The sequence below is a fragment of the Sulfitobacter sp. AS92 genome, from assembly GCF_038900015.1.
GTDB lineage: Bacteria > Pseudomonadota > Alphaproteobacteria > Rhodobacterales > Rhodobacteraceae > Sulfitobacter.
This window is the reverse complement of sequence record NZ_JBBMQL010000004.1, coordinates 194,169-211,943: the sequence shown is the minus strand read 5'-3', so window position 1 is coordinate 211,943 and position 17,775 is coordinate 194,169. Positions and strand designations below refer to the sequence as shown.

Annotated in this window: 15 protein-coding genes; 1 reads left to right on the top strand and 14 read right to left on the bottom strand. The window is 60.7% G+C overall.

The genetic code is table 11. From position 1 onward, the window contains the following. Nucleotides 1–4 precede the first annotated feature (4 nt). Nucleotides 5–469: a preQ(1) synthase gene (gene queF, locus WNY61_RS10030; protein ID WP_065332427.1), complete on the top strand. Its 465-nt coding sequence runs from the start codon at nucleotides 5–7 to the stop codon at nucleotides 467–469. Between the two features lie 211 nt (nucleotides 470–680). Here queF and WNY61_RS10025 read toward each other — a convergent pair whose 3' ends face one another. From WNY61_RS10025 to WNY61_RS09960, 14 genes are all read right to left on the bottom strand, one after another. Then, on the bottom strand, nucleotides 681–2,663 hold the full coding sequence (locus WNY61_RS10025; RefSeq protein WP_342851308.1) for a tyramine oxidase: 1,983 nt from the start codon (nucleotides 2,661–2,663) through the stop codon (nucleotides 681–683). Nucleotides 2,664–2,737: 74 nt separating this feature from the next. Then, the gene (locus tag WNY61_RS10020; protein ID WP_342851307.1) at nucleotides 2,738–4,156 is read right to left on the bottom strand and encodes an aldehyde dehydrogenase family protein; all 1,419 of its coding nucleotides are present in this window, start codon (nucleotides 4,154–4,156) and stop codon (nucleotides 2,738–2,740) included. A 100-nt stretch (nucleotides 4,157–4,256) separates the two neighbouring features. Then, nucleotides 4,257–5,201, bottom strand: a complete 945-nt coding sequence (locus tag WNY61_RS10015; RefSeq protein WP_342851306.1) for a helix-turn-helix domain-containing protein — start codon at nucleotides 5,199–5,201, stop codon at nucleotides 4,257–4,259. Nucleotides 5,202–5,449: 248 nt separating this feature from the next. Further along, entirely contained in the window at nucleotides 5,450–6,475 is a 1,026-nt protein-coding gene (locus tag WNY61_RS10010; protein ID WP_342851305.1) for a transketolase C-terminal domain-containing protein, read from the bottom strand. After that, on the bottom strand, nucleotides 6,472–7,341 hold the full coding sequence (locus WNY61_RS10005) for a transketolase (RefSeq protein ID WP_342851304.1): 870 nt from the start codon (nucleotides 7,339–7,341) through the stop codon (nucleotides 6,472–6,474). The genes WNY61_RS10010 and WNY61_RS10005 overlap by 4 nt, the downstream gene beginning before the upstream one ends. After that, nucleotides 7,338–8,606 carry an aminotransferase class III-fold pyridoxal phosphate-dependent enzyme gene (locus tag WNY61_RS10000; protein WP_342851303.1) on the bottom strand — a complete coding sequence of 423 codons (1,269 nt, stop codon included), beginning with the start codon at nucleotides 8,604–8,606 and terminating at the stop codon, nucleotides 7,338–7,340. The genes WNY61_RS10005 and WNY61_RS10000 overlap by 4 nt, the downstream gene beginning before the upstream one ends. Further along, complete coding sequence (locus WNY61_RS09995) at nucleotides 8,603–9,655, bottom strand: ABC transporter ATP-binding protein (protein ID WP_342851302.1); 1,053 nt, start codon at nucleotides 9,653–9,655, stop codon at nucleotides 8,603–8,605. The genes WNY61_RS10000 and WNY61_RS09995 overlap by 4 nt, the downstream gene beginning before the upstream one ends. Then, on the bottom strand, nucleotides 9,652–10,674 hold the full coding sequence (locus WNY61_RS09990) for an ABC transporter ATP-binding protein (protein WP_342851301.1): 1,023 nt from the start codon (nucleotides 10,672–10,674) through the stop codon (nucleotides 9,652–9,654). The genes WNY61_RS09995 and WNY61_RS09990 overlap by 4 nt, the downstream gene beginning before the upstream one ends. Continuing rightward, nucleotides 10,671–11,540, bottom strand: coding sequence for an ABC transporter permease (locus WNY61_RS09985; RefSeq protein WP_342851300.1), 870 nt, complete (start codon nucleotides 11,538–11,540; stop codon nucleotides 10,671–10,673). Before WNY61_RS09985 ends, WNY61_RS09990 begins: the two co-directional genes overlap by 4 nt. After that, complete coding sequence (locus WNY61_RS09980) at nucleotides 11,537–12,553, bottom strand: ABC transporter permease (RefSeq protein WP_342851299.1); 1,017 nt, start codon at nucleotides 12,551–12,553, stop codon at nucleotides 11,537–11,539. Before WNY61_RS09980 ends, WNY61_RS09985 begins: the two co-directional genes overlap by 4 nt. 21 nt (nucleotides 12,554–12,574) lie before the next feature. After that, nucleotides 12,575–14,182, bottom strand: a complete 1,608-nt coding sequence (locus WNY61_RS09975; protein WP_342851298.1) for an ABC transporter substrate-binding protein — start codon at nucleotides 14,180–14,182, stop codon at nucleotides 12,575–12,577. A gap of 374 nt (nucleotides 14,183–14,556) precedes the next feature. After that, nucleotides 14,557–15,216, bottom strand: a complete 660-nt coding sequence (locus tag WNY61_RS09970; RefSeq protein ID WP_342851297.1) for a TetR/AcrR family transcriptional regulator — start codon at nucleotides 15,214–15,216, stop codon at nucleotides 14,557–14,559. A gap of 332 nt (nucleotides 15,217–15,548) precedes the next feature. Next, the gene (locus tag WNY61_RS09965) at nucleotides 15,549–16,670 is read right to left on the bottom strand and encodes a C45 family peptidase (protein WP_342851296.1); all 1,122 of its coding nucleotides are present in this window, start codon (nucleotides 16,668–16,670) and stop codon (nucleotides 15,549–15,551) included. Nucleotide 16,671: 1 nt separating this feature from the next. Further along, nucleotides 16,672–17,745, bottom strand: coding sequence for a PHB depolymerase family esterase (locus WNY61_RS09960; RefSeq protein ID WP_342851295.1), 1,074 nt, complete (start codon nucleotides 17,743–17,745; stop codon nucleotides 16,672–16,674). Nucleotides 17,746–17,775: the final 30 nt, after the last annotated feature.

Below are 17,775 nucleotides of genomic sequence, written 5' to 3'. Positions count from 1 at the left end.
ACCTATGTCTGAAGACATCTACAGCAATCTCAAGCAACTAGGCGGTGAGACCCGCATCCCCGCCAGTCCCGAAGAGGCCGAGCTTGAGCGGGTGCCGAACCCGCAGGCCGATGTGGCCTACAACGTGCGCTTTACCGCGCCGGAGTTTACCTCGCTCTGCCCGATGACAGGTCAGCCGGACTTTGCCCATTTGGTGATCGACTATGTGCCCGGCCCGTGGCTGGTGGAGTCGAAATCGCTCAAGCTGTTCCTGACCTCGTTCCGCAACCACGGCGCGTTTCACGAGGATTGCACGATCTCTATTGCGCGCCGCTTGGCCGATTTCCTTGATCCGCAATGGCTTCGGATTGGTGGCTATTGGTATCCGCGCGGGGGCATCCCGATTGATGTCTTTTGGCAGACCGGCCCGCTGCCGGAAGGCGTGTGGATTCCTGACCAGGGCGTTCCCCCTTACCGAGGTCGGGGCTGATAGCTGCAAACAAACTGCCGCGCGTGAAGTGGTCTGAGGCGGACATCGCAGGACGCGTCGGCAAGCTGGCCGATGTGCCCCCTGACGGTCAGCGACCATTTGCCTTCGAAGAAAAAAGTTTCCGCAAATTTCCGCATCCTCGTCGAGAACCTCTTCAACGAGAAAGACGAGCAGCCCGGTGCTGCTCGTCTTCGTTTCATCTCACGCGTCCTTATTCGGGATCGCGGATCGTGATCGCCGGGTTCATTGGGAAGAAGTTGTGCGGCATGATATGCACGGTTTTCCATTCGGTCGACATCACAGGCCAGTCTTCGGTGCGGGGCACATGGTGGAAGCCCGCAGTGAACCACGTAACGATGTCCTGATCCTGTAGCGACGCGTCTTCCTTGACCCATTGCGCCAGCGTGTCGGACCCATCGCTTTGCAACGCGAACTTACCGCCTGCATAGCGTTCCTTAGGATCGTGCACCGTGTTCCAAACCGAGTTTTCGATATAGGCGTTGCGGATCATCGGGGGGTCGTTCTCAAAGTCGAAGGGGCCGTAGGCGACGCTGCCGTGGTGGATCATATAGCCCGGTTTATGCCCCAACGGCCCTTTGCGGTCGGGGTTTTGCAACATGAAGTAGCGCGGCTTGAACGAAGACACCTGATAGGTCGCCTCGGCCTCGGACTTGGGCATGTTATGCTCGACCTTCCATAGGGACCGGCGCGGGCTGTCGTCGGCCACTTCGGCGGGCACAATGTCCATCGTCATGAAGCGGTTGCTGGGCTGGTCGATGTCAAAATCGAGCCGGAAGTTAAAGTAGTGGTCATGGTTCGCCGCCACCAGATTGGGCGCGATGAGCGTGCCATACTCCGTCTCGCGCGCCGCCGAAGGATCGTCCATCGAGGTCGCATCAGCACCTTTCACACCGTCGAGACCCGTGGCACCAATCTTGATCTCCATTTGGCCGTTCTGTTTGAAACGGTAATCGATCAGATAGTCGTAGTTGCCCACTTCGGATGCTGTACGCACCACCAATTCAGTCTCAGGCCGACCCTCGGCGGGGGTGTATGGATCGGGACCTTGGGCAAAGACCTCAAAATGTCGCCACGCCGGATCACCGATGTTGCGTTCAAAGATGCAGACCGCGTCGGGGATTTCCAGCGGCTGACCGTCATCGCCCGCGATCATCGCTGGCAGGAAGGTCGCATAAGACGGGCAGTCGATCCCGGCCACCAGCGGGGTCAGGAACAGGCCGAAGCCATATTCGCCACTGTCCATATAGGTCCGCCAATAGAGCCCGGCGCTCGGGTCCATATAGGGCACAAAAACCTCAGACAGATGCGCCTGATAGAGCAGCGTGCGCCACTCATCGCCATCCTTCACGTCAATGTTCGACAGCACCGGACCGGGACGTTTGTCGACCCGCAGGCGCATGCGCCACATGTCCCATTCCAGTGCGCCATCGGCATAGGTGAAATTCGGCCCGCCCTCTTGGGTCAGCACGGCAGGGTTCATCGCCGCGCGCTGAGGGGCGCGGGCCTCGATCTCTTCGCCGGTGTAGCCCCAGCCGTCTTCGGGGACCGCCACATTGCCTTCATCGATGACGCGCAGCGCCTTGCCGGTTTGCAGATCGACCACGGCATAGATGTTCTCAATCGGCTTGGCATAGAAGTTCGACCCCTCGGGCGAAACATAGCAAGGCACTTTCATCAGCCGCGTGCCGTCGTCTTCGTCCGAGAAGAAATTGCCCGCAGTGAGCGGCAAACAGAACACCTGATCCGGCGTCAATCCGCGCTTTTCCAGCCCCGCAATCATGTCGGGATGCTCCAAAGCGGCGGTCATCGCGTTGGCGAATTCGTTGAAAAGGATCATCGGCTGGCCTTCGGTGGGGGCGCTGCGTTCGATCTCTCCGGTGGTGAGGTTAACGATGGTTTCAACAAAACCGCTGTTGTCGGCGTTGGACATATGCACCATCGCGCGACGGTCGAGCGTGTCGCCCTCGCTCCATGCCAGCACATCGGCCTTGGGCGGCTCAATCAACTCAATCAGCGGATAGAGCGTATCATCCCCTGCCAGATCGCCTGCGCGCAGGATTTCGTTGATCTTTTGGTATTCCTCACCGGAAAATCCATCAAGCGGATGCGCGAATGACGCCCCGCCAGTCAGGGCAAGGGCTGCGGCCCCGCCGAGTAGAGTTTTACGTAACATGCTGTCTCCCTTCATGTTTTTCTTTAAGGTGTCTGCCATGGCAGACACCGAATGATCGCCCTCGCCTCCCAGCGTCAGGCGAAAATTACCTGAATGTCGGTGTATTCTTTCAGCCCTTCTTCGCCGAACTCGACGCCGAAGCCTGATTTCTTGACGCCCCCGAAGGGTGCATTGGGCTGGATCATGCCATGGCTGTTGATCCAGACCGAGCCGCATTCCATCCGATTCGCCACCTCCTTGGCCGCCGCCTTGTCCGCCGACCAGACAGACCCACCAAGGCCCACGTCCAGCGCATTGGCCTGCGCCAGCGCATCGTCCAGATCACTATAGCGGATGATCGGCAGCGCGGGGCCGAATTGCTCTTCGTAGACCAGCGGATCGTCGGCGCGCATTCCCGCGATGATCGTCGGCGGGTAGAACAGCCCCTCGCCCGGTTCTCCGCCCAGCAAAACCTGCCCGCGTTCCTTGGCCTGCACCACCAGCTTCGCCAGCTTGTCGAATTGCATCTGGTTCTGTACGGGACCAAGAACGCTGTCCTCCTGCGTGCCTTCGCCCACTTTGATGTTACGCGCATAGGCGACCAATGCATCACATACCGCGTCGTGGATATCGTCGTGGACATAAAGCCGCTTCATCGCGGCGCAGGTCTGACCGTTGTTGATGAACGCCCCCCAGAACAGCCCTTCGGCAATCGCCTGTGGATCGGCATCGGGCAGGACAATGCCCGCGTCGTTGCCGCCCATCTCAAGGGTCAGACGCTTCATCGTCTCTGCGCTGGATTGCATGACCTTCTGGCCCGTCCCGCAAGAGCCGGTGAAGACGATCTTGGCGATATCCTCATGCGCGGACATGGCCGCGCCCATGTTAAATGCACCATCGGCGGCGCTCACTGAATTAACCACGCCTGCTGGCAGTACTTCGTTCATCAACTCAATCATGCGCAGTGACGCGAGCGGAGTCATCGGGGATGGTTTGCTGACCACGGTATTGCCGCTGCGCAGCGCGGGCAAAATGTGCCAGACCGCGATCAGCACGGGGAAGTTCCACGGGGTGATTGACCCCACCACGCCCAGCGGCTTGCGGTACATCTCGACCCGGCCCTCAGGCGTGTCTTGCAGCACTTCCATCGGCAGTGACAGGCTCGCGGTATAGCGCGCCCAGGCGACCGCGCCGCCCATCTCCCATTGCGAACCAATGCCACCCAAGGGTTTGCCCTGTTCTGCGGTGACAAGCTGGGCCAATTCCTCAGCATGCGCCTCGAGCGTGTCAGCCACGGCATTGCAGGCGGCGGCGCGCTCTTCGTCAGAAGTAGCGGACCAGCTTGGGAAAGCCGCCTTCGCCGCAGCAACCGCCCGGTCTAATTCTGCCTGACCGGCATCCGGCGCCGTGCCTGCTTGGCCGCCCGTGCCGGGATTGGCCACGGGGAAACGCGCGCCCGTCTCAACCCGCGTACCGCCCGCGATCAGGCCGATGCTATCGATGGTGTCTTTCATGATGTCCTCCGTCATCCCGTTCCAGCACCTCGCCGAAACGCCTCCTCGGGTAAGAGGTTAGGCGCGGATCGGACGGGCATCTTGGGATAACGCGACAGCCCTATTGGACGATCGCGCCACCGTTGCGGACTTGTGCGAGAACGGCACCGGGGGTCATGCCGTAACGCTGCCGGAACGCACGGTAGAAATGCGACAGATCGTTAAAGCCGCAACCATAGGCGCAGTCGGTGACAGAGACCTCCATGCCCCCGCGGCGAGAGAGGTCGGCGTGCGCTTGGGTCAAACGCAGGTGCAATAGACGTTGACCGGGCGTTTCGCCCAAGGGTTCGAAATAGCGTTGCAGGCTGCGCAGCGATACGCCCAAGTGCAGCGCCAAAGCGCTCGGCCCAAACTCAGGGTCGCGGTAGTGGCGGGTCATGAGTTGCAGCGCGCGTTCGATGATCTGCCCACGTGCATCCAAGGTCTGGCTGCGCCGCTCGTGAAGATAGGCCCCCATCAGCCCATAGAATGCTTCGCTCAACTGCAGGCCCGTTTCAGGCGGGCAATGCATCATCTTGTAAAGCACTGCCCGCAGCGCCAGCCACAGCGGATCATTGCGGTCAATCGCCATGCCGCCATCACAGATGCCACCGAACCTGCCGATCATCTCATCCCGCGGGAGATGCACTGAAATCTGATGTGCCAACTGCCCGTCATAGACAAATTTTGAGGGGCGGGTCGCGTCGACGATATACATATCGCCGGGCCGCAGGAGGGTCGATGAACCGTTTTGATGCACCACACATTCGCCGACGTCCTGCACCAGCATAAAGAAATATTCGCCGGGATCGCGCCGGATGCAAGTCTGCGTGCGGGCCGCTTCTTGGGCGTCGAGCGAGACCAACGCCGCCTCGAAACCGCCCATCTCTCGCTTTCGCGCCAAACCGTGAGACGGCCCCTCGCGGCGCGCAGGCTCCACCTCGAAAGCGCCGCAGATTTGTAAAATGTCGTTGCGCAGAACTTCAATGGGCGTGGACTTTGTCGAGATACGGCTCAGTGCTTTCATGTTCCCGCAACCCCTCAGAAACCCGCGCTGTGGCGCCTCTCAGAAAAGGTTATCGCATTCATTTGCATGCATCAAGCGCGGCCGAATGAAGGCCGATCGACGTATTGCAAGGTCTAGAAAGCTGCTCTCGCTCGTTCCACCGTCCGGCCGCACCGAAGTATAGGTGCGGCACCAAGCTGCAAAGAAACCTCAAACGCTGCGGAATGATGGGCTCAAATGAGAATGAAACGTCAAGCTCACAACAACTTTCAAGCTGAATGAAACTCACGCGCGATTTCGGCGACACCCTCCGCATTCAATCGGTAATGCGCATAAAGTGCTGCGGGCGGGCCGACTTCGACGTATTTGTCCGGAACGCCGTGCTTGCGAAACTTGCACCTTGGCAGGTCAATCAGAACCTCAGTCACCGCTGACCCGAGACCGCCGGTGATGTTGTGCTCTTCTACGGTCAAGATCGCGCCAGTTTCCTCGGCAGCGGCCTTAATCTCATCGCGATCCATCTCGCTGATCGTAAACATGTCGACGACGCGAACGGAAATCCCCTCGTCTGCCAAAATCTCTGCCGCGTCGAGGCTCGCGCGGACCTGCGAGCCGCAGGTAATGATGGTCAAATCGGTCCCCTCGCGCAGCCGTGCCGCCTTGCCAAAGGTAACCTGCGGCACGGAAGGGTACACTTCGGGGTCGCGGCCCCGGCCCAGCCGGATATACATCGCCTCCGGGTGGTCAACCGAGGCACGCAGGATCGCGCGCAGGTGGTTGGCATCTGTCGCACACACAACCGTCAGATCGGCCATGCAGCGCAACATCCCGAGGTCTTCTAACGCATGATGCGAGCTGCCGTAGAATCCCATCGACATGCCAGAGTGGCTGCCGATTACCCGGACCTTCATACGCGGATAGGCGCAATCGGTGCGGATCGCCTCGGCCCCGAGGATGGCCGCAAAGCTGGCGAAGGTCGCGACATAGGGCACCAGCCCGGTCGAAGCCATGCCCGCCGCCGCTGTGATCATGTTCTTCTCAGCAATTGAGAAGTTCACGAAACGCTCGGGGTGCCGGTCGCGAAAATCGTTGGTACGGTTGGCAGAAGCCAGATCCGCCGTCGCCACAACAATGCGCGGATCGCTGTCCGCCAGATCGGCCAGTTCTTCCCCCAAAACAAAGGCCGGCATCCCAGCCTTGGGCGTGCCGCGCACCGAACGGGCATCGCGCAGCCGGGTGCTGCCGGTGGTGGTGCCGCGGAAGATTTCGCTTTCGTCTTGCATATCCTTGGTCATGCCATGCTCTCCGGCTCATAGGGTTTCAGGCCTGCTTCCAACTCGGCCATCACGGCGTCGTAGTCTTCGCCCACGAGGTTGCCGACGTGCCAATCTAATGACATCTCCATATGCGCCACGCCGCGCCCCTTTACGGTGTCGCCGATGATCACCTGCGGTCGCCCGTCGCGGCCCGAAGGCAGGCGCGCGAATGCCTCGCGGACGGCGTTAAGGTCATGGCCATCAATGCGCTGCACGTTCCAGCCGAAGGCCGCAAATCGGTCCTCCATCGGCTCAACGGTCATGATGTCTTCGGTGTGCCCGTCGATCGACAGACCGTTGCGGTCCACAATGGCCACGAGGTTTTGCAGCCCGAAATGCCCGGCCGAATTCGCGGCTTCCCAAACCTGTCCCTCGCTCAACTCGCCATCGCCCAGTATCACGTAGGTGCGGTAGTCGCGCTGCTTCATCCGGGCCGCCAGCGCCATACCAACGCCGATAGACAGCCCATGCCCCAATGACCCAGAGGAAAAGTCGATCCCTTTGACCTTCTTCATGTCCGGATGGTCACCGTAGTTGGACCCCAGCCGGGTATAGGTGTCGAGCTCGGACGGGTCGAAAAACCCCAGATCGGCCAGCACGGGGTAAAGCCCGATGGCGGCATGCCCCTTGGACATCACGAAGCGATCCCGCTCCGGCCACTCTGCCTGCCCCGGCTCCAGACGCATCTGATCATAGTAGAGGGTCGCCAGCAGTTCGGCGCAGGAGAATGTCGATGAGTAATGCCCCGCCCCGGCAATGCGGGACAGTCGCACAGTTTCGGTTCGGATGAACTTCGCCTTTTCTTCCAGAACCGACAGACTGACGTTGTTGCGCTCGGGGGTCATGCGGCGTCTCCTTGATTTTTGGTACGGTTCCGCGCCAAAGCGGCGAACGCATCCTCTGTGGCCTCCAGCGCGCGGTCGATCTCTGCGTCCGTATGTGCCGTGCTAAGGAACATGTTGTGGCGATGGTGCAGATAGACCCCGCGGCGCAGCGCCTCTCCGCAGAACGCCTCGCCAAGCGAGGCTTTGGTGTCGTCGCCTGCGAACTGCACAAGCGGCATTGCCACCGGCCCGCTTTGGTTGAGGGCAAATCCATGGCGCGCGGCCTGTTCGTCCAATCCGTCGCGCAGCCGGTGTCCGGCGCGGGCCATAAGCGCGGGGCCGTCGATCCGCGTTAATTCATCCAGCGTGGCAACCCCTGCAGCCATCTGCGCACCGGCGTACCAGAATGAGCCGGTCACAAAGACGCTATTGGCCGCGTCGCGCAGCCAATCGCTTCCTGTAACGGCTGAAAGCGCGTGACCGTTTGCTATTGCTTTGGAAAAGGCGGTCAGATCAGGGCGTACGCCCGTCCCTTCCCACGATCCGGCCATACTAAGCCGAAATCCCGCCCGCACATCATCAAGCACCATAACTGCGCCGCTGTCGTCGCAGTGTTTGCGCACCGCACGAGCAAAAGCTTCGGTCGGTAACTCTTGAGGAATGCCCAGATCATGCCGAAACGCTGAGACCACGATCGCGGCAAGGTCGTCACCCGCGTCGGCAACAGCCGCGACAAGACTTTCAGCATCGTTGAATGTGAAGTGCAGCAAATGCGCGCGGTCTTCGCTGGTCACACCCACCAGCGAAGGCGAGCACCAAGGCACCGCCCCGTGATAGGCCCCTTTCGCGATGAGGATTTTGCGTCGTCCTGTCGCCGCCCGGGCGGTGGTGATGCAGGTGGTCATCGCGTCCGAGCCGTTCTTTTGCAGCAGCGCCCAATCTGCATGGGCCACTGTTTCAACCAACCTTTCGGCAAGGATCACGGCATGTTCAGTGGGGCCATTGAGACAGTTCCCCACGCTCGCCTGCGCCGCGGCAGCCGCTTCGACCCCCTCATGCTGATGACCCAGAATAATCGGCCCCCAAGCGCACATGAAATCGATGTATTCACGACCGTCGACATCGGTCACCCGCGCGCCCTTGCCACTGGCGAAGAACTGCGGATAGCCCTTCGGCAGCGCCTCGGCCCGCTGGTGGCCCCACATGCCGCCGGGAATGACACGCGCGGCCCGCGCGCGCAGGCGGCTGTCCTGAGACTCGTTGGTCTGAAGCATAGGCGAATTCATCTATCCGCTCCGTTATGAGAATTTGCAATTGTGGGTGCCATGCCGTCCAGCGCCGGATCGGGGCCCGGGAAATGGCAGGCGACGGCATGGTCATCCGCGTCTGGCGTCAAGACTGGGCTGACCTCGGTACAAAGCGGTTGCGCGCGGGGACAGCGGGTTCTGAAACGACAGCCCGATGGGGGGTTCAGCGGGCTGGGCAAATCGCCCTTCAGCATGGTCCGTTTGCGGCTGCGCTCGGCGCGGGGATCAGCCAGCGGGATCGCCGAGAGCAATGCCTGTGTGTAGGGGTGCTGCGGTGCCGCAAACAGTGCATCCGCCGCGCCGACCTCGACGATCTGGCCAAGGTACATCACCGCGATCCGGTGCGAGATATAGCGCACGACGCTAAGGTCATGGGCGATGAACAAAAAGGCGATCCCCAGCCGATCTTGTAAATCGCGCAGCAGGTTCAGCACCCCCGCCTGAATGGACACATCCAGCGCCGAGACAGGTTCGTCCAGAACCACCACCTTGGGGTCGACCGAAATGGCCCGCGCGATGCCGATGCGCTGCCGTTGTCCGCCAGAAAGCTCGTGCGGATAACGGTCTGCCACGTCCTGCGGCAATTGCACCAGTTCTAACAGGTCACGAATGCGCGCCTCGGTCGCCTTAGCGTCCAGCTTCAACAGGCGCATCCCCTCAACCAGAATGCGCCGGATGGTCATCCCCGGATGCAGCGAGGACATCGGATCCTGAAACACGATCTGCAGATCCCGCCGAACAGGCCGCATATCGGCTGCATCTAGCCGGGTGATGTTGGTCCCGGCCAACACGATCTCGCCATCGGTCGGTTCAATCAGCCGCAGGATGCAGCGGCCCAGCGTCGTCTTACCGCAGCCGCTTTCCCCCACCAGCCCAAAGGTCTGGCCCGGCGCCACGTCAAAGCTCACGTCGCTGACGGCTCGCAAAAGCTGCGCAGGTTTGGTGCCCAGAAGGTTGGAACCGATGGGGTAGTCCTTGGAAAGGTTACGCACCGATAGAACAGGTTGGGAGGGAGGTGTCTGGGTCATAATGCCCCCTCCTCAAATTCTGCGCGCGCTGCACCTTGCGTGCCTGCAATGATTTCTTCCGCACGCAGGCAAGCCACGGATGTGCGATGCACCGGGCGTAGGGCTGGATCGGTCGCGTGGCATGCAGGAAGGGCCAGTTTGCAGCGCGGCGCAAAGCTGCACCCCGAGGGGCGGTCAAAGATTGACGGTGGCGTGCCTTCGATGGACACGAGTTTTTCGGTGATCGTCTCAAGCCGGGGCATCGCGGCGATCAGTCCACGCGTGTAGGGATGGCAGGTGTCGTAGAAAATGTCGTCTGCCGTACCAGTTTCGACCACCCGGCCGCCGTACATAACCGCGATGTCCCGCGCCATGCCCGCCACAACGCCCAAGTCATGGGTGATAAGCACCATGCCAATACCGCGTTCCTCGGCCAATTGCCGCAGCAGATCAAGGATTTGCGCCTGTACCGTTACATCAAGTGCAGTGGTCGGCTCATCAGCGATCAGCAGGCTGGGATTGTTGGCGAGCGCCATGGCGATCATGGCGCGCTGGCGCATCCCGCCGGAAAATTCATGGGGATACTGGTCCACGCGCCGGTCTGGCTGTGGGATCGAAACCGACGCTAAAAGGTCCAGCACCCGACGTTTTGCGTCATGGTTGCTGATCTTGCGGTCATGCAAACGGATCGCTTCAAGGATCTGGTCGCCGATGGTCAACACCGGGTTAAAGGCACTAAGCGGGTCTTGGAAGATACAGCCGATTTCTTGACCCAAGATCTGACGGATTTCTCGGCGCGGCATGCCGACCAACTCGCGCCCCTTGAACCGGGCCGAACCGCTGACGATGGCGCTTGGCGGGAGCAGTTGTAGCAGCGCCATCATCGCCACGGATTTGCCCGAACCGCTTTCGCCCACGATCCCCAGCACCTCGCCCGCGTCAAGCGTAAGGTCGATGCCGCGCACAGCCTCGACCGGGCCGTGCGGGCCGGGAAAGGCGGCGCGCAGATCGCGGATTTCCAAAAGGGGTGCGGCGCTCATTTCGGCCCTCTGCGGTCAAGCACGTCACGCAGACCGTCGCCTAAGAATGCGGTTGCCAGCACCACGGAAAGGATCGCCATGCCGGGACCAAAAGCGATCCACCAGCTGTAGAATTTCGCCGCCCCTTCCGAGATCATGCTGCCCCATTCCGGGCTTGGCGGCACAGCCCCCAGACCAATGAAGCTCAGCGAGGCGGCCAGCAGCGCCACCTGCCCAAAGTCCATCGTCGCGTTGATCAGCGTGGGTGTCCAGCACAGCGGCAGGATATGCACCACCAGCACGCGACTACGCCCAGCTCCGCCTGCGATGGCCGCTTCGACATGTTCGCGGGTGCGAACCTCCAGCACCTGTGCGCGCATCAGCCGCGCATAGATCGGCCACCAGACGATCACCATCGCGAGGCCTGCATTCGACAATCCCGGCCCCAAGGTTGCAGCGACGGTCATCGCCAGTAGGATCGGCGGGAAGGACAAAGTCACATCGGCGGCCCGCATTATAACTGCATCCGTCCAGCCGCCAAGGTAGCCCGCCGCAGCCCCTAGGGCCGAGCCGATGACAACGGCAGAAACCACCACCATAAGTGCCACGGGGATCGTGTAGGTTGACCCATGCAGGGTCCGCGACAGCACGTCACGACCAAGCGCGTCGGTCCCCAGCCAATGGTCAGCGGAGGGCGGCTGCAACCGCCGTCCTGCCATCATCAGTGGATCGACAAGTGGCCAGAACTGAACGGTCAGCAAGGTCACGGCCCAGAACAAAAGGATCAGGATGCCGATCTGTCCGGTTAGGGGCAAGCGGCGCACAAAGGTCCACGCACGGCGAGGCCGGCTGGGGCTTGCGGGGCGGAGGGTCTCGACCGCGCTCATCCCGACACCTTAATGCGCGGGTTGGCCCAAGCGTAGGCGATATCGGTGACCAGATTGGCCAAAAGGAAGGCCGTCGCGCCGACGATGGTGACGCCGCCAATGGCGGGATAGTCCAGCGAACGCGCGGCCGACACGGCATAAGAGCCGATGCCCGGCCAGCTAAAGATCGCCTCGGTCAGCACAGCGCCCGTGATGAGGTAGGCAAAGGTAAAGCCCAACACCGTGAGCACCGGAATAAGCGCGTTGCGCAGCGCGTGGTTGATCAGCACAACCCGCTCGGATGCGCCCTTAGCCCGTGCTGTGCGCACATAATCCTGCCCAAGCGCGTCGAGCAGCGAAGAGCGGACGAGCCGCGCGACAATGCCGATAACCGACCAGCCTAAGACCAGCGCAGGCAGCGCAAGATGGCTTAGCGCCTCGATGAAAAGTCCGCCATTGCCAGCCAGCAGCGCATCAACGGTATAGAACCCGGTGATCCCCTCAGGCGCTTGGCTCCGTGCGTCAAGTCGTCCCGTCCCAGGCGTCCATTTAAGCTGTACCGAGAAGATATAAAGCATGATCAGACCCGACCAGAAAATCGGCAGCGAGGATCCCAGCAGGGCAAACCCGCGGGCAGCATTGTCGAAGTTCGAGTGACGGAACCGTGCCGACAGCAAGCCAATTGCCATCCCAAGCGTGGTGCCGACGATCATCGCGGCGACCACCAGTTCCAACGTCGCGGGCAAACGCTCGGCAATATCGCGGGCGACGGGGCGGCGGGTGTTGAAGGAGGTCCCCATGTCGCCCTGTACCAGGTTTTTCATGTAGACGACGTAGCGCACCGGCAAAGGCTTATCCAAACCCCACTGCGCCTCCACGGCCCGTACGATCTCGGGGTTGTTCATCATCCGCTCGGGCACCAGGGCAGAAAGCGGATCGCCCTTGGTGCTTTGCGACAGGATGAAGGCCACACTGGCCACGCCGAGCAGGAGAAACGGCACTCCCAGCACCCGGCGTATGATATAGCGCAGCATGGCCTTGCCCCTTTTACTTGCTTACTTGCGCGAGATTTCGGCGAGCGGCAGGTTACAGCAGGCGCTGTAGCGCACCCCGTCGATGTCAGCGCGGTGGGCCAGCACAAGGTTGGGACTGACCAGCGGAATGATGACATTGTCAGCCATCAACTCTCGGGCGAGTTCCTCATACTTTGCGGCGGCCTCTTCACCCGACGCGGCCAGCGCCTGTGCGTAGATGTCGCCCTCTTTCGCGTTCAGCACGGTTTCGGGCGATTGGTACCCTGCCCGGCTGACCCAAGTGGAGCCTTCGGTCATCCCGAAATAGGCCGCATATTGGCCTGATCCGTAGTAGTCAGGTGCGTAATAGACTGCAGTAAGGTCAGCCGTACCCGCGGCCATTTCCTCGCGCCAGACCGGATAGGTCACCGGTTTGAGCGTGACCTCGACCCCCACCTGCGAGAAATCTTGTTGCAGCTTTTGCATCATCACGTTGAGGTCAACGCCGTAGACGTTGTCGTTGGGGTAAACGGCAACCATCTCAAGCCCGCTGTCCATACCGGCCTCTGCCAGCATGGACTTGGCTTTTTCCACATCTTGCGCGCGCGGCTCAAGGTTCTTGGTGCCCGGAAAGCCGTTGGGAATGGGTGCTGCGATCTTGTTGCCGTTGCCGCCAACGGTGAATTCAATCATCCCGTCATAGTCGACCGCATAAGTCAGCGCCTCGCGCACCTGAGGGGTCAGCTTGTCCTTCATCGCGGTCGAACCCGGCATGAAAGCGAAATAGACGAAGTTGAAGGAAGGGATAATCTCAGTCACCACATCCGGGGTGTCGAGGGATTTGGCCGTATCCGCGTCGATCTGCATAGCAATATCGACCGAGCCCGTCTCAAGCGCCTGCGCCTGACTGACGGAATCCTGCATCTGCGTGATCACCACCTCGGAAAAGGCGGGGGCGGTGCCATAGTAGCTGTCATTGCGCGACAGACGCAGCTCGTCTTCTGGTGCGTAGTTGGCCAGAACGAAGGGCCCACTGCCTACCGAATTCTCCAAGAACCAACCTTCGGCGCCATCGGCAGTCGCCGCAGTTTCATCCGCCAGCGCCCCGCCCGCCATGGCGGCTTCGGCGTTCAGGATGCCTGTGTAGGGGGCGGAAACCTTATTGAGAAATTCAGAATTTGGCGCCTCCACCGTCACCTTCACGGTATGGGCGTCCACCGCCTCGATGGACTGCGTGCCATCCATCAAAAAGGAGGGCGACCCTTTGAGGTTGCGAAGTCGCTCGAAGGTCCAGACCACATCGGAGGCTTCAACCGGGCTTCCGTCAGAAAAGACGGCGTCGGGGTTGAGGTTGAAGGTGAACTCAGTGAACTCCTCGTTGTGCTCCCAGCTTATCGCAAGCTTCGGCTCCAGCGTCTCGTTGTCTGCGCCGAGCGTGATCAGTGGCTCATAGACGGCTGTGAGGTAGATTTGGCAGGTATCACAGAAGGCCCGCGACGGATCGAGCGAATTGACGTCCATTGAGCGGCCCACGACAAGCGTATCCTGCGCTGCAACCGCGGAGCCGAACATCAGCGCGCTGGTCGTGCCTAAAAGCAGGGCCGTGCCCCGCCGCCGTGCCGTGGTCTTGAAAGATGAAGCCGTATTCATACCATAGTCCCCTTTGCTTGTTTCTCCGCCCCAGCATTCTGTGAGGTCGATGGATCAGGCAGGAATAAGGTGCCGCGCCCTGTCGGGCCCGTGACCGCCAATCTGCCCGTCGGCCGGCTGGAAATGACTGTGATCGGTGCGATTTATCTGTTGGCCTGCTGAGCCATGCAGATCAGGTTAGCGGGGGAATTTTTGGCTGCATAGAGGGTATTGATGGTCAGTAAATCGCCTATAGTTCGCTTTGCTAGAATGGCGCTGATTGGCAAAATTTCTTTATGGACTGGGGCGAATGCGCATAAATTCATGGTGCGGATTGAACCGACCTGCGCGTAGCCGTCACAAAAAAGGCAACTAGTTAGTCATAGAAAGTTTGGTTAATTCCCAATTGGTCCGCGTGCCGGCAGAATCTCTGGCAAGAAGCAGCGCAGGTAACATGTCGACGCGCGGATGCTCTCGGTAAGGTAGTCTTCGGTGATGCGGCGGTGCTGGGACCATGAGATCGCCCAGATACCATCCATGATCCCAATCGACAGCCCGACCCGGTGCTCAAGATCTGGCACGGCGGAAAAATCGAACCACCGCCTGAACTCCGCCGAACGTATCGCCGACAGGGATGCATTGCCCTGCAGGTCTAAGGTGCGCACTTCGGCGCTAACCCCTGCCCCCATGAAAAGACGCAGCGCGGCAGGATGACGGTTGAGATACGCGACCCCGCCAATCTGTCGCCGGCGGATGATTTCCTGCCAAGAGCCGGGGGGCGGGTCCAGTGGCTTTTGCGCGAGTGTGGAAAGTGCCTGATGATAGCGCTGCGCCAAAGCTACCAGGATCGCGTCTTTGTTCGGGAAGAAGTGATAGATCGAGGGCAAAGGCACCCCCGCCGCCTCTGCCACGACCGCAAGGCTTATGTCGCTGTCAGGCGTCTCGGTCAGAATGACCTCGGTCGCGTCGAGAAGCTGTTGAAACCGCGCGATCCCCCGCTGCCGCTGCGGTTCTCGAATACCGGCCCGGCGTGCAACATGTGTTTCTTGACCCATGACGTCTCACTGTTTGTTGGTGGAACAACCCATATGCGAAAAGCTAAAGCCCTTTGCCAAACAGTACTACAATTTTTGGTATCGCCGGTGGGTGCGGTAGGTCTGAAGCCCCGGTCGAAGGGAAACACCGCTGCGGCAATTTTGCAAACGGCGTCCCTTAGAACAGACGCCGTTTGCATATTTCACTTAGGTTGCCTTGCAGAAGACACGCAGACTGATGCGGGAGCAATGGAAGAGGTCGCCCTACCGAATACAGTGACGGCAAACCCTTCCAAAATATCACGGTGAGCAGAAGCGTGAAGACATGCGCTTCGCAACGGCCCCACTCCAGATCAAAATTCCGGTAAATACGCGGCGATTTCTTTGCCCCTGCCTGCCGCGTAGTCCTGCGCCACTTGTGTCCAATCAATCCGGGCCGCTTGGGTCCAGTCTACGCTGGGATGGGCATCTGGCGTTGTTCGGGAAGCTGTGCCTGGGGTTTCCGTCGCTGCATAATCCACGATGCGCTGCCCCTCCTGGAATGCATCAAGGTTTTGCTCCCATCGCTCTCCTTTCAAGGTCAGACCCAGGGCCCGCGTCATCGGACTGTATTCAGCCGTAAACAAAGTGCCGAAACCCTCTGCATAACGATCCTGCAAAAGTGGCGCCCGCAGGAACTCTCGGTTCAGCCTGCGCGGTGTGACGCGCAGGCGGTCCAGATGGTCGCGGCGTTCAAAGCTGCGGGTAAAGCCAGGCCGGTCGGCGCGGGACGGTGCAGATTGGTGATTGGTTGCTATCGCCTTCGGCATCACTTTTGCCCCACCTCCGGGAGAAAGCTCGACGCTTGCTGTGCGCCCCGAGGCATCCGCGAGCACCAGATTATAGGCCATATGCGACGGCACCCGGTGCAGAACCTTCAACGCATCTGGCACGCTGTCGCAGGTTTCTAAAATGTAGCGCAGGATCGTGGTCACGCCAAAGCCGGGGCCGGTTTCAGACCGCCCGCCATAGGCAAGCGCCACAGTAAGCCCCGCGTCGTTGATGCCGTCAGACAATCCCCAGAGAAACTCCACCATTCCCATCACAGCGCGACCAGACCATTGCGTTCTCAGCAGCAATCCCTCGTTTAAGCCCGGCGACAGATCATAGTTGCGCACCAGCCGGACATCGCTTGCGTCACCAATGGCGGCGAGCGAACAGCCGCCCAGATAGGTCGGCGGGCACCAAGTGGACAGAAACCGCGCTGCGCGGTCCGAGCCACCGGCGATCAGCACCAGCCGGTCATAGATTGGGATCAGTTCGGGCATATGGCGCTCGATGGCCGCGCGGCAATCCTCTCTGGAGGGGCCGTGATCGCCCCCGCGGGCGGTGAACCACGCCTCATAGGCAGGCCACGACCGCTGCCAGCGCGCCGCCCATTTAGGTCCGGGGGTAGCTTCGGAAACGGCATCAAATGTCAGTGTCATCTGGGTCATATCAAGCGCCTTTTGTGGGCAGTTCAAAGAAAAAGCGGATCATTTCGGCGCTGGCATCCGGGCCTTTGGGGTCGGTATAAGACCCCTCCCTCTGGCCGCCAGACCATGCGTGGCCAAGCCCGAACACGGTCCAATGTTCAAGCGTCGGTTGCCCGTTTGCCGCCGTACAGCGCAGAACCGAATAGGACCGCCCGCCGTGGTTGCCGGTCTCAGACGTCTCGAGCGTCTGGCCCGGCCCGATGTCTTGAACCTGCCTTACCACTGCTTCGCCGTTCGAGGGATGAACGGTCGCATCCGATGTCCCGTGAAAGACGATGGTCGGAATGTGCGATTTTTTCGGCAGAGGCTCCGCCGTCGGCCCTGCCATGGCCGAAAAGGCCGAGGCGACATCCTTTGCCGACCCATAGGCCAATCCTGAATGTACGCCGACAGCAGCGAAGACATCCGGATAGGTCTCTCCCAAGATAACGGCCATGGCTGCCCCCGCCGACAATCCCGCCACGAATGTGCGGTCCTGCGCGATACCGTGGGTTGCGCAGACCTGTTGCACCATACCGGCGAGGATTGCAGGCTCACCCGCATCGCGGCGCTGATCCCCGCGGCTGAACCAGTTCCAGCAAGACTGCGTGTTGTTGCACCGCGACTGGGCGGGGTAGACCAGGATGAAACGATGCTCTTCGGCCAGCCGGTTCATGCCAGTGCCTGCGGCAAAATCTTCAGGCGTTTGCGTGCAGCCGTGCAGCATGACGACAACACCACTGGCACCATCCGCAGCCGATGCGGGGATATAGGTGCGAAAGCTTCGACTGCCCGCCGTGCAGGTGAATGTATCGTTGAGAAAGCTGGCACCTGTGGGGATGTCTGCCGGTGGTGTGGTGGGTGATGAAGTCGCGGCCCCCAGCTTTGATAGAAGATCGTTGATCGAAGGCATAGCTGGCAGTTCTGTTGCGCCCATGGGCATGGCTTGGCCGCCAAGGCCGTGCTGCGCCAGCGTGCGCTGCACCAGATCATTCGCAGCCGTCAGGCGTGCATCATTGGTCGCCCGGTGCGTGGCACCGACGTTAAAGAGTTTCATCTCATCTATCCTTATGAAGGGGTGCGCATC